Annotated in this window: 6 protein-coding genes; 2 read left to right on the forward strand and 4 right to left on the reverse strand. The window is 60.2% G+C overall.

What is annotated here, in order from left to right:
• Positions 1-8: 8 nt before the first annotated feature.
• From PLL20_03420 to PLL20_03435, 4 genes are all read right to left on the reverse strand, one after another.
• Complete coding sequence (locus PLL20_03420) at positions 9-3,176, reverse strand: efflux RND transporter permease subunit (protein ID HPD29018.1); 3,168 nt, start codon at positions 3,174-3,176, stop codon at positions 9-11.
• On the reverse strand, positions 3,157-4,494 hold the full coding sequence (locus PLL20_03425) for an efflux RND transporter periplasmic adaptor subunit (protein ID HPD29019.1): 1,338 nt from the start codon (positions 4,492-4,494) through the stop codon (positions 3,157-3,159). The genes PLL20_03420 and PLL20_03425 overlap by 20 nt, the downstream gene beginning before the upstream one ends.
• Positions 4,491-6,077 carry a TolC family protein gene (locus tag PLL20_03430; protein HPD29020.1) on the reverse strand — a complete coding sequence of 529 codons (1,587 nt, stop codon included), beginning with the start codon at positions 6,075-6,077 and terminating at the stop codon, positions 4,491-4,493. Before PLL20_03430 ends, PLL20_03425 begins: the two co-directional genes overlap by 4 nt.
• Before the next feature lie 533 nt (positions 6,078-6,610).
• Positions 6,611-8,953, reverse strand: coding sequence for a S41 family peptidase (locus tag PLL20_03435; GenBank protein HPD29021.1), 2,343 nt, complete (start codon positions 8,951-8,953; stop codon positions 6,611-6,613).
• A 759-nt stretch (positions 8,954-9,712) separates the two neighbouring features.
• On the opposite strand from PLL20_03435, the gene PLL20_03440 reads away from it, so the two are divergent.
• Together PLL20_03440 and PLL20_03445 are read left to right on the forward strand one after the other, a co-directional pair.
• On the forward strand, positions 9,713-11,092 hold the full coding sequence (locus PLL20_03440) for a folylpolyglutamate synthase/dihydrofolate synthase family protein (protein ID HPD29022.1): 1,380 nt from the start codon (positions 9,713-9,715) through the stop codon (positions 11,090-11,092).
• A 209-nt stretch (positions 11,093-11,301) separates the two neighbouring features.
• Entirely contained in the window at positions 11,302-12,639 is a 1,338-nt protein-coding gene (locus tag PLL20_03445) for a hypothetical protein (GenBank protein ID HPD29023.1), read from the forward strand.
• Positions 12,640-12,654: the final 15 nt, after the last annotated feature.

The following is a 12,654-nucleotide window of genomic DNA, read 5'->3' on the forward strand; positions in this document are numbered from 1 at the left end:
GCCCCGGATCAGCGAGACGCATCGGCGCGTTGGAGAGCTATTTCCGGCAGTTTCTGCGTCGATTCTTCGTCAGACGCGGGCGTACTCCAACCTATGAGCCGCTGTGCATCGTTCAGGATCAGATACAGGCAAGGGATAATCAGGAGAGTTATCGCCGTGGCGAAGAGGATGCCGTAGCCCAGGGACAGGGCCATCGGAATCATGAATCGGGCCTGGCGTGACGTTTCGAAGATCATCGGAGCCAATCCGCCGAACGTGGTAACGGTTGTCAGAATAATCGGTCGAAAGCGTCGAACGCCGGCGCTGAGGATGGCCTCATGGGCGCTCAGACCCTTTGTCCGCTGCCGGTTGGCGTACTCCACCAGGACCAGCGCATCGTTGACGACCACGCCCGAAAGTGCCACAAGACCCATCATGCTGATGACGCTCAGGCTATAGCCCATGATCATATGCCCTAAAAGAGCGCCGACAATCCCGAAGGGGATGCTGATCATGACAATTGCGGGCTGGAGGTAGCTCCGGAAAGGTATGCCGAGCAGCACGTACACCAGCATCAGTGCGATGACAAAGCCGCTTTGCAGGCTTGCCAGGCTTTCTCGCATGTCTTGTTGTCTGCCCTCAAAGCTATAGGTGAGGCCCGGATACTTGCTCATCAAGTCGGGGAGAGTGGTCTCGGTCAGCATCTCGAGAACCCTGTCGGTTTCGCTCTGCGGAACCACATTGGCGGTGACGCTGACGGTGCGGCGTCCATCTCGCCGGTTGATAGCGGTGTATGCCCGACCGGCTTGTACGGTGGCCACTTGGTGCAAAGGCACATCCGCTCCAGCCGGCGTCCGCACAATGAAGGACTCCACGTCGAATCCGCTGATGCGCTGGGCTTTCGGCAGCCGCACCATGACTTTGACCTCGTTGCGGCCACGCTGCTGGCGGATGGCCTCGGCGCCGTAGAAGGCCCCTCTCAGTTGCCGAGCGACGGCGGCGGCCGTCAGCCCGAGACTTCGTCCCTCGGGGAGCATCCGGAAATTGAGCTGTTGTTTGCCGGGCGTATAACCGTCGTCAATGTCCCTGACGTTGGCGAAATGGGCCAAAGACGCCGCCAGTTCCTCACTTGCCCGGTCCAGTACCTCGATGTCACGATGGGCCAGTTCCACGGTCATCGATGCCCCGGAACCGGGTCCGCGTCGGTCCGATTCAAAACGAAGCGATTGGAGTCCTTCGATGACACCGGTCTTCTCTCTCCAGAGACGGGCGAACTCAGCGGTGCTGATCGGCCTGATTTCGGGTGCCAAGAGGTAAGCGGTCACGAAGATCTCGTTTTCGCGAATGTAGGCCCGTACTCCGCGCATGAGCCGCTCGCCGCCGTTTTCGCCGGCTACGGACTGGGCCGACCGGACCAGACGGTCGCTGACTTCCTGCAATTTCGAGAGCGGAGAACCGTAAGGCAGAATGGCCGTGGCATCGGCTTCGTCAGCCTCAACCTTGGGCATCATCTCAAAGCCCATCCGCCCGCTGGCAACGTAACCGAGAGCCAGAACCAGGATTCCCGCCCCGAGGCTCACCGTCAGGTAACGAAAACGCAGGACTGCGGCCAGCAGCGGGCCGAAACCTTTCTCAATCATGCGTGATATGAGCTTGCTCACGCGGTCCTGGGCCCGGTGAATGACTTGCCCCAAGCTGGTGGCGTTCTCCTTCTTGGTGTGGGCCAGGTGAGAGGGCAGGACGAACATGGACTCCAGCAGAGAAATAGTAAAGACTGACGAAACGACCAGTGGGATGACGCGCCATATCTTGCCCATCGTCCCGGGCATGAACGCCAATGGGGCAAACGCAGCGATATTGGTGAGGATGCTGAAGGTGACCGGGACGCCGACCTCCTTCGCGCCTCGGATGGCGGCTTCCAAGCGTCCCATGCCCGACTGACGATAGTCGAAGACGTTTTCCCCCACCACGATGGCGTCGTCCACGACGATGCCAAGAGCGATGATGAACGCGAACATTGAGATCATGTTGATGGTGACGTCCATGGCCGGCAGGAGGAGAAAGGACCCGAGAAACGAAATCGGAATTCCCATGGCGACCCAGAAAGCCAACTTGTACTCCAGGAAGATGGTGAGAAACACCAGGACGAGCGCCAAGCCCATGGCCCCGTTTCGCAGCAGCAGATCGAGCCGTTGGCGATAGATCTCCGATTCATCGCGGCGGACGTCGATGTACACTCCCGGCGGCAGCGCGGGCCGGATCTCCTCCAGCTTCTTCCACACCGCCTTGGAGACTCCGATCGGCGTTTGTTTGCCTACGCGATACACCTCCAGGTTCACCGCCGTCTTGCCGTTGTATGTAACGAAACGGTATTCCTCCTCGAAGGTGTCCCGGACGGTGGCCAGGTCGCGAACCAGCAACTGAGTTCCGTCCGCGGAGGTGATGATCGGGATGTTCTCAAATTCCCTGGCCCAATCGCGTCGCTCTTTCATCCGGAGCAGGATCTCGCCCGAATCGGTTCGGAGGCTGCCGCCAGGAAGCTCGATGGAGGCGCTTCGAATCCGCTCGGCGATGGCCTGCAGGGTCAGGTTGTACGCCCGGAGGTTTTCCTGCGGCACCTCGATGCTGACCTCGAAGGTGCGCGCGGGTTCCAGGTCCACCTGGGTCACGTTCGGATCCTGCAGCAACCGGTCGCGTACCTGTTCGGCCAGCTCTCGCAAGATCCATTCATCCGCATCGCCATAGAGAATGACATCCATCACCTCGCGCCGGTGCGTCATCAGGACGACGTCGGGCTCTTCGGCATCTTCAGGAAATGTGGTGATGCGGTCGACCTCCTGCCGGATTTCCTGGTAAACGCGCTGGGCGTCGGTGTTCTCCTCCAACTCTGCGGTAACCATGCCCGAGCCTTCGCGAGCAACGGCGGTGACTTCCTTGACGCCGGTGATTCCGCGGATGCCCTCCTCAATTGCCAGAATGATCCCCTGCTCGACCTCCTCGGGGCTTGCACCGGGATAGGGGACGGTCACCATCACCATGTCGAGATCGAATTCGGGAAAGACTTCCTGCTTGATTCGCAGAGCCATGAACAGGCCGCCCAGCAGCATGAAGAGCATCAGCAGATTCGGGGCCACGGAGTGCCGGGTCATCCAGGCGATCGCGCCGCGTTGTTCAAGGCTATTGTGCAGATCCGGCATTGCCTGCTCCATGGGCGGTCCGCACGTTCTCGGAAATCACGGCCGTCCGCGGCATTGGGTCGGGGGGGGGCTCCTCCAGCGCCAAGGCCATCCCGGCCACCGGGGCGGGCAGGTCGCTGACGACCAGGCGCTCGCCTTCCTGCATCCCCGATCGCACCAACAGGGTATCGCGGTTTCCCCAAACGATGTCCACGTCCCGAATCTCGAGTTCATTCCTGCCGTTCATGATCCAGACCTGCCGGCCTTGGCGCAGGGCGGTTCTTGGCAGGGCGAAAACATCATTCACTTCCCGCCCTTCGATGTCGACGCTCACGTAGGCATCAATCAGCAACGGATGCGAACGCTTGTTCATCTCGTTCAAATTCAACGGGTCGGGTACTGATATCAAGACCCGTGCCATACGGCCCTGCGGTTCAAGGTCGCTCAGCAATCGCACGACCATTCCGCACCATTCCCCCTGAGGACCCGTACCGAGTTCCTGTCGGATCGCAGCTTTTGAACCGCCCTCGCCATGTTCATCAGGAAAAAGAACCCATCTAAGGTGATCCACGGGCACGGCCGCCCGCACCCAATATTGGTCCGTGCCGACCAGGATCGCGAGTTGGGTCTGGGGCGCGACTTGGGCGCCAAGGTCGACGTTCTCCGATCTCACGACGCAGTTGAAAGGGGCCCGGATCGTCGTCCGGTCGAGGTTCAGCTCTGCCTCGCGAAGGGCCGCTTTTGCCGCTTCGAGCGCCGCAGTGGCTTTGAGCAAATGAGGCTTGCGCAAGGCCAGTTCGAAGTCCAGAGCGCCGGCTTGTTCTTTCATATCCAGCAGTTCCCATTCGCGTCTGGCGATCTCCTGATGGCCCTGTTCGAGCTTCAGTTCATACTCCGCCTGGGCCACCTGGCTCTTCGTCTTTTCCACCGCGAGCTTGTAGTCCTGCCGGTCGATCTGGAGAATGAACTCGCCGGTCTTGAAGCGTCCTCCGGGTACCAACTTGGGGCTCAGTTCGGTGACTTCACCGCTTACCCTGGGCTGGAGCAGGACTTCCTGGGACGGCATGACCGTGCCCTGGGCCTGAACAACGGCGTTCGCGCTGACCCGCCGGACCATTTCAACTCGAACAAGTGCTGCGGGGTTCTCCGGCGTACGGCGTTGGGCCTGCGGTGCCGTCCTGATCAGGTGAACGGCACCCGCGATGCCCGCGACGATCACGACCACCGGGAGAAGGTACATGGCGAGACCGCGGATCAGTCGCAGGAGAATCCCTCGTTTGGGCTTATCATCCGGTGCCCGTTCGCGAGGGTGTGAAAGACGTACGTCGTCGGCAGTCATGATTCTGAATCCTTCGGCTCGGCGGCCTCGTCGCTTGCTCGGACAGGCGGCTCCAGCTCCTGTGTCCATGTTCCGCCCAATGCGCGGTACAGATCGATTCGCGTAACCAAGAGCTCGCGTCGGGCAACAACCAGCGTCCGGGCCAGTGATTGCGTCCTTTCCAGGGCGGCCAGCACCGGCAGGTAATCGCTCAATCCGGCCTGGTACCGCCCTGATGCCTCGCGCAGGGCGTTTCTCGCATCCTCCAATTGTCGAGAAAGTCCCTGGATGTGCTCGCACTGCTTTCGCTCTCTGATCAGAGCATCTTCCACTTCTTTGATCGCAGTGAGGACCGCCAACCGATACTCGGACAGACGTTGCTCAACGACGGCCAGCGTCCGATCCACCTCGGCCTGACGGCGAAACCCGTCAAATAAAGGCGCCGTCAAGGCGGCGGCAAGGTTCAAGAACCAATCGTCGAACAGGTGGGCAATGTCCCCCGTGTCGTAGCCGATGCCGCCGTTAAGAAGAATCGCCGGGAGGCGGTCCGCCCGGGCCGACGCCACACGGTGATCCGCGGCATGCAGTCGTGACAAGGCCCCGCGAACATCGGGTCGACGGGCCAACAGTTCAGCCGGGATGCCCGTCCCCGGCGGATCCGGCACCGAGGCCAGATCGTAGAGACCTACGGTCAAGTCGGCCGTGGGCGGCTTGCCCATCAATAGGGCCAGATCGTGGCGAAGCACCTGTTCCTCGGCTTCCGAAAGGGGGAGCAAACGTTCAACCTCGCTGACCGCCTGTCGCTGCTGGTACACATCGAGGGCTGACACCTGGCCCTTTCGAAACCGAAGCTCAACAAGCTCCAGATAGATCTTGTTGGTCGCCAGTTGCTCCGACAGCAAGCGTTGTAATTCCTGCTGCTCCAGGATTCGCAGCCATCGCTCGGCCACTTCGGCGACCAGTGTCATCGCGGTCGACTCCAAGTCTTCGCGCGAGGCGGCAAAGTCGAACCGAGCGGCACGATAAGCCGAAGCAACACGGCCCCACACGTCCACCTCATAGTTGGCGGCCAGCGACAGCCCGAAACTCTTGGTTTCCCTGATCAATCGCGAGGGCGACGACTGTTCCTGCGTGCCGGGGGCGCTGCCGGAAGAAGAAGTCGCTCCTGAGTCCTGGCCGAGTGCCTTGCTGATACCTTTCGAGACTTCGTTGGCCACAGTCTCTCCAAGCCGGGACTTCAACGACGACGCTTCGCTGTCGACCTTCGTGACCGTGCGTCTGTAAGCGGCATCGGCCCCGACCGTCACCTGGGGATACAATCCCGAGGCCGCCATGACCACTTGACAGCCCGCTTGTTCGAGGCGGGCCCAGAGTTGCCGGAGCGACAGGTTCTCCCGCAGGGCGACGTCGATCAACCGGTTCAGTTCCTCGCTCTCAAAGTCCTGCCACCAGCGATTGCTCTCGGCGACATCGGTATTCCCGAGGGTGAATCTCGTCGGGATCGGGCCCTCGGGTGGGGCTGTTCGCTGCGGAAGAAAAGCCGTGCAGGCGCCGCAGCATATTGCGGGACACAGGCACCACGGCATCACCTGCAGAATCCTCATGCCGCATCCTCATCCCTGGCCGGCATACTCCCCAACGCCGCCGGGCAAGGCCGGGTTGAATGGTCGACCCGCCGTTCGACGTTTTCAGCAAAACCTGGAAGCTGAGGAAGCATGTGCATAGCTGCGCGTCCAAGAAGCCGGTGTCATGACAGCGTGGAAGCCCGCCACACAACGTTTCAAAACGCACTTGAGGGACTTGGCGTCCATGCACCCGATGATCATATCACTCCACAACGCCGTCAGCATCCTGTCTTAGCCGCCTTAGAAGACCCCCATGATTGATGGCCGCTCTTTCAACAGAAGACCCGATCAGCAACTCAAACCTTGGCCCAATGAAACTGAATGACACATTTGTTTCAAGGCCAAGCAGATGTCTCTTGCCGACACTGTTTGTGCGGCCATTGACGAGCCTGAGACCGCCATTTGCCCTCGATCGACTGCCTACGAGCCGGCTTTCCAGGCGGACCCGTCATTTCAGCGGCCCCGAAGACGAGAGGCAAGGGGTTTGTGCGCCGGTTGTGCGGCGAGTGCGATTACGGCTGGGCGTTTGCGGGAGCCGGAGTCGCGGCCATCTGGGTCGCCCGGCTCGGCCAGGGTTCGTTTGTCTCCAGCCGGATGCGCATCAGCAGAAGCGCGAGGTCCAGTTGCGGATCGCTTTCCGGGTAGTCGTTTGGATCCTCGCGGGTCACAAAGTCCTCGGCAGCGTCGTCTTCATCCTCCGTTTCCTCGCCTTCGCCGGTTTCTGCCTGGGTAGCCGGTTTTGAGCTTGCGGTCGGAGTCTCATCGCCGGTATCGTCTTTGCCCTTCCCGGATTCACCCTTGCCCGGTTGGCTGGCGGCGAGGTTGCGGTAGGACGTCACCCTCTGGATGTCGTCGTCGGTCAGCTCGCCCTGATCCTTGCCCTTGAGAATATCTCTCTTGAGCTGGAGCTCGTAGAGTTTGAATCGCTCCTTGGGGAACACCCGCGCGGAGATGTCCGGGTCGACTCCCCACGTGACCGAGTCATCATCTTTGTGAAGGCAGCGGCCGTCGGGCAGGTAGTAAAGCTGCGTGGTCAGTTTGAGAAAAGCCATACGGCTTCGATTCAACGGCAAGACCTGTTGCACACTGCCCTTGCCATAGGTTCGCTCTCCCAAGACCAAGGCCCGCTTGTGAACCTGCAAAGCACCGGTCACGATCTCCGAGGCGCTGGCACTGTAGCGGCTGGTGAGGACAATCATAGGGAAATCGGTGTAAGAGACGTCGCCGGGAGATGAGACCTCCCAGGGGGAGCTGTTTCTATCCCTTGTGGAGACGATGGGCTTGTTGGGCGGCAGGAACATGCCTGAGACGTCCACCGCCGCCTTGAGCGGGCCGCCAGGATTGTCCCGCAGGTCGAAAATGAGGCCCCGCAGGCCCTGCTTGGTCAGGTCGGTGAGGACTTTTTTCAACTCGTCGGCGCTATTCTCCGTGAAGTTGGTCAGGCGGACGCAGGCAATCTTCTGGTTTTCATCGAGCATGTACTTCCATGCGTCGTGATCATCCCGATCAAACCCTTTGATCGACTCAACGTTGATCTCCTGACGTTCGAGCGTGAGTTCGAACTCCTGCTCCTGCCCGGGCCGTTTGACCGTCAGGTTCACGGTGGTGCCCACCGGACCGGTGATCTCCCGAACCGCCCTGGTGATCGTGTATTTGGCGGCATTCTTGCCATTGATCCTGGTGATCAGATCACCGGGGCGAACGCCGGCCCGGTATGCGGGCGAACCTTTGAGCGGCGAGACGACCAGGATGGGTTCGCCATCGTTCTTGCGAATCTGGATGCCCACGCCGCTGAAGCGGCCTTGCGTGTGTTTGTTGAATTCGGGCACATCGGCCGGCCAGATCATGTCGCTGAACTTGTCCAGCGGTTGCAGTGCTCCATAGGTGAACTCGCGAACGAGCACGGGTTGCGGGAACAAACCGTTCTCTTCATTGATTTCCAGAACCCGCTCGAAATGCGCTATCAGCTCATGCACGGTGAGCGAATCTTTGGCTTCCGCAAACCTGAGTCTGGCCTCGACGCGGGTGGAGAAATCAGACACCGCCTCCTTGTCGTTGAGTTTCTCGAAGACCTTGGGCAGCTTCGGCGTCTTGGTCATGAGCAGCACTTGGCGCAGGGCTCCCAGCACGGCCTCGCGGAAATCGGGCGTCTTGAGGTAGTCGGTGGAGATCTTGAGAAAGGCATCGTATGCCATGTCCTTAGAGATGTCTGCGACAGCCGACTCCCAATCCGACTCCGGTTCGTAAGTCAGTTCCAGGCGAATATGGTCCTGGCACCGCTCCAGAGCCTTTCGGTAATCCCTGTTGAGGGGATAGAGATCCTGCAACCGGACGTAGACGCGGGCGGCCGCATACCACTTGCCCTTGGCCTCGTACTCCTGGGCGGCCTTGACGGCGTTTTCAAGGGCTTCGACGACCCAAGCCTCCTTGAGGAAGTCGTCCGGGTTGTCCGCAACGCTGTGAGCCAACGAAATGCTCACCAGCGCCTGGTGACGGCGTCCGGCGGCGACGTCCTCCTTGGCCCAAGAAACGTACTTGTGGTAGTCCTTGCCGACTCGCTCCCGGCGACTTTTCTCAAAATCACCGTATTCGCTCAGCCAATCGCGAACATGGGCGACTCGTTCGTCGCTTACCCCGGTTGTCGCGAGGCTGTTGATGATCTCCGCAGCCTTGTCGATCCTGCCCAAGCCAACGAGGCCGAGTCCCTCGATCCACTGCTGTTGCTGAGCTGCGGTACCGATAGGCTTGTTTTCTTCGAGCGTGTCCGCCACGGATGCTCGCGGCGAGCGCACCACCGCCAGACCTGTGGCAAGCAGACACCACAACACCGTCGACGTCTTGAGCAGGCGCTTCATCAGCACTCCTTCAGATTCACATTCACCCTGGTTGCGGTCATCGCGCCAGGGCAGGTTGGCCGGCCTACAGGACCGAGCTGCCGCCCGTGCCATCGGCCGGATTGGCGGAACCGAGATTCGCCAGGACGGATTGTCGCGCGGCTCGTTGGGGTGGCACTAGCTCTCCCCGGACAGGCGTCGTCAACCCCAAAAGCTTAATTATATATACGACCTAGACATCGGCAATGCCGCACCTGGCGTCAGACAGGTGCAAAACCTCTGGCGAGTCTCGGCGCCGAAGGTCCCTTTTCGCATCACGTCGGTTCGTGATTTCGGCTTTCTCTGACTGCAAATTCGCGGCAGTTCTCGGCAAGGCGTCTACCGTCACTCGCGCGGCTTGTCGGCAGGCAGGTGTCGGATTTGGACGGCGGATGCGAAACAAGGAGAGCCGCACTCTGTAACCGATTGTCAAAAAGCAAGTTAGACGACAGCCATTGGCGGCTGATCCTCGGGTCTGGGTGAGGTTTGACAAGCGAACTGAAGGCCAGCCTGGGACGAGGCCCCGACCTGCCCGGAATAGTGTCGATGCCCAGCGTTGGCCGACCCCAGGCCGACAGCAAACCCAAGAAGATGCAATAAGTCTCTAAGCTCAATCCAAATAAATAGATACGAGAATTGATGCCCTGTGATTTTGTGCTCGGTATATAGCGAGGGATTTGACTGGGATCGGGCTTTTTGATAGTATGGCGGCCTATGGCTCGGTCCACGACGGCAAAGACAATGGCAAAGAAAGCAGTTTCCGGCTCCATCCGAACCTATCGGTCAGCATTAACCTTCCTGGACTCGATGGTAAACCACGAGAAGATGACCCGGGTGGGGTACACACCACGGAACTTCAACCTCGCGAGGATGACCCGGCTGTTATCGGGCTTGGGCAATCCTCATCGGGAGTTCAAGTCGGTTCACATTGCCGGAACCAAGGGCAAGGGCTCGACCGCAGCGATGCTGTCGGCGATGCTTTCCAATTGCAATCTCAAAGTGGGGCTGTATACATCGCCGCACTTGCTGGATGTTCGAGAGCGCATCCAGATTGACGGCAAGATGATCAGCGAGCAGGACATGACCCACCTCATGGGCCGGATCGCACCGGTGGTTCGCCGTCTGGGTAAGGACGAACCCACCTATTTTGAAATCCTGACCGCTCTGGCGTTTCTCTATTTTGCTGAGCAGCAGCTCGACATAGCGGTGGTTGAGACCGGCATGGGTGGGCGGTTGGACTCCACTAACGTGCTGAGACCGGAAGTCTGCGCTATCACGAGCATCAGTTACGATCACATGGGTCAGCTTGGGCTCACGCTGGACAAGATAGCCGAGGAGAAGGCCGGCATTTTCAAGCCAGGAATTCCCGCGATCAGCGCCCCCCAAGCGCCTGAGGCCAAGGCGGCTCTTCAGCGCGTTGCAGCCAAGGTGAAATGTCCGCTGCTGTTCACCGGCAAGGACATTGAGTTCAGCTACCGCTTCGAATCGACACGGCCGATTGGGCCGCATACGTGCGTCAGCCTCATCACGGCAAACAGCCGTTTCGAGCATCTGCCGGTACCCTTGATGGGAGAGCATCAGGCGATCAACTGCGGGCTGGCGCTCAGTGTCATGGCGACGCTCAAGGAGCGAGGCTTTAAGCTGGAGGATCAGTCGGTCATCGAAGGGCTCGCCAAGGCGAAGCTTCCGGGGCGCATGGAAACCATCCACGAAAACCCTCGAATCATGGTCGATGGAGCCCACAACGCAGCCAGCGTCGAGGCACTGATGCGGGCGATCGGTCAGAACATCCCATACGACTCGATGGTCGTCATTTTCGGCTGCCGGTCTGATAAAGACATCAGCGGCATGCTGAACCATATCCAGCTTGGAGCCGACAAGGTGATCTTCACCGAAGGAGGCATTCCGCGAGCCGCAGACCCGGGGGAGCTTGCCGCCGAGTACATCGAGCGATGCGGCAAGATGGCCCAGGTGGCCCATACCCTTGAGGAAGCCCTGGAGATCGCGGAACGAGCGGTGACTCGCGAGGATATCATCTGCATCACCGGTTCGTTCCACCTGGTCGGCCACGCGAAGAGGCTGATTGCCTCGCGAACCGCCGCCGGTTCCGTTGCCTCCTGAAAAAAAGCGCCGGCGGTAGTGACGGTTCACGGCGCTGCGGTGTGCCCTGCTCTTGGGATGGTCGATCGTCCGGCCAATGCGACCCAGAGTGTAGCTGTCAGTCGGCCAGACCATATCGCGGTCGAGAGAAGACATTGATCGACACCGGTGCCGGTGATAGAGTACGAAGCGTCTGTCTCGGCGTTCATCTCAAGACAAGGAGACCGCACATGGCCGGCTTGAATCCGCACCGGAGCATCGTGTCGCTGACCCTGCTCGCGGTAGTGATCTGTGTTCAAGGCGGAGCTTGCCTGCCCCGAACAACGCCTGACGAAGGTAAGGGCAACCGCGCCGGTGAGACGGTGCGCAAAACCATCGGATCTGAGGGCGGCGTGATCGAGGCCATCAACAGCCGCGGTGACACGATCCGCCTGGAGATACCGTCGGGCGCGTTGTCGGGATCTGTTGACATCTCGGTCGACCCACTGGATGAGCCGCCGGCCAACCCGATCGGGGAGAACGTGTTTCCTGGCGTTGATCTGGCACCGGACGGTCTGATGCTGCTGAAAGCCGCCACATTGAAGGTCTCGCCGGCCGAGGGAACGGTTGACGCGCGGGCTCTCCTGTTCCATCTGCGACAGGCGGACTTCGTCGTGCCGATTTCGGAGCAGGAGGTGAACGGAGGCGTGATTTCCGGGAAGATCCGGCACTTCAGCAGTTACCTGGGCGGATCGCCGTCCGGTAACGAGGCCTCGCAACAGGCCGGCCAAGCCGCCGGTCAATCGCAAGGCTCATCCCACTGGCAATCGACGCTTGATGACGTCGGCGGCTTGTTGCAGTGGGGCGAATGGTTCCAGTCACAAGGCATGGAGAGCGAGGCTCAGGATTCGTTCAAAGAAGCCGAGGAACGCTTGCGTGAGGCCATCGAGTGTTTCCTGGATCCGGGTTGTCATGTCGTACCGATCGACATCTGCGACGACGATTACGTGCGCGAAGCCCTGGCTTACCTCGGCCAGGCTCAGTTGTTGGGCTTCGACGAGGAATCGGAGTTGATGCAAGATCTTCACACTGCCGTGACGCACCTGCTCAACCAGTGCACGAACCGGTTCGCCATCGAGTACGACTATTTGCAGACGGTCGACTACGCCTCGTACAGCCACGACATCCACGTCACCGGCCAGGTCCTTTTCTCGCTGCCGATCTACGTCGTCGGTGACATCGGGGCGCTGCAGGCAACCGGCCAAGGCACTGTGAACGGCACGATCACGGGGGCTGCGGACGAGTGCACCATCACCGGCAGTTTTACGATCAACGTCGTGGTGGAGGGCGAACTGGAGGCCGACGAGATGGGTCAACCCTGGCTGAACCTGCGCCTCAATGAGAGTTGGTATGCCAGCGGACAACAAACCGTGGTTTGCCCGGACGAGAGCAGCGATTTACCACTGTTTCCTGTTCAGTCCGTCCAGAACGTCCGTCTGCTCATGCAGGACGGCTACGTTCTCGAGCAGCCTCATTTGGAGACTCAGGGACACTACCGGTGGACGCTGCACGTGCTCCATCTGTGGTAAGCGGCTTCCGAGAGC

The organism is Phycisphaerae bacterium, from assembly GCA_035384605.1.
Taxonomy (GTDB): Bacteria; Planctomycetota; Phycisphaerae; order UBA1845; family PWPN01; genus JAUCQB01.

What these genes read in the sequence shown, in the direction of transcription:
- PLL20_03420 (HPD29018.1), bottom strand. Translation starts at nt 3,176, where the DNA reads ATGCCGGATCTGCACAATAGCCTTGAACAACGCGGCGCGATCGCCTGG.
- PLL20_03435 (HPD29021.1), bottom strand. Translation starts at nt 8,953, where the DNA reads ATGAAGCGCCTGCTCAAGACGTCGACGGTGTTGTGGTGTCTGCTTGCC.
- PLL20_03425 (HPD29019.1), bottom strand. Translation starts at nt 4,494, where the DNA reads ATGACTGCCGACGACGTACGTCTTTCACACCCTCGCGAACGGGCACCG.
- PLL20_03430 (HPD29020.1), bottom strand. Translation starts at nt 6,077, where the DNA reads ATGAGGATTCTGCAGGTGATGCCGTGGTGCCTGTGTCCCGCAATATGC.
- PLL20_03445 (HPD29023.1), top strand. Translation starts at nt 11,302, where the DNA reads ATGGCCGGCTTGAATCCGCACCGGAGCATCGTGTCGCTGACCCTGCTC.
- PLL20_03440 (HPD29022.1), top strand. Translation starts at nt 9,713, where the DNA reads ATGGCAAAGAAAGCAGTTTCCGGCTCCATCCGAACCTATCGGTCAGCA.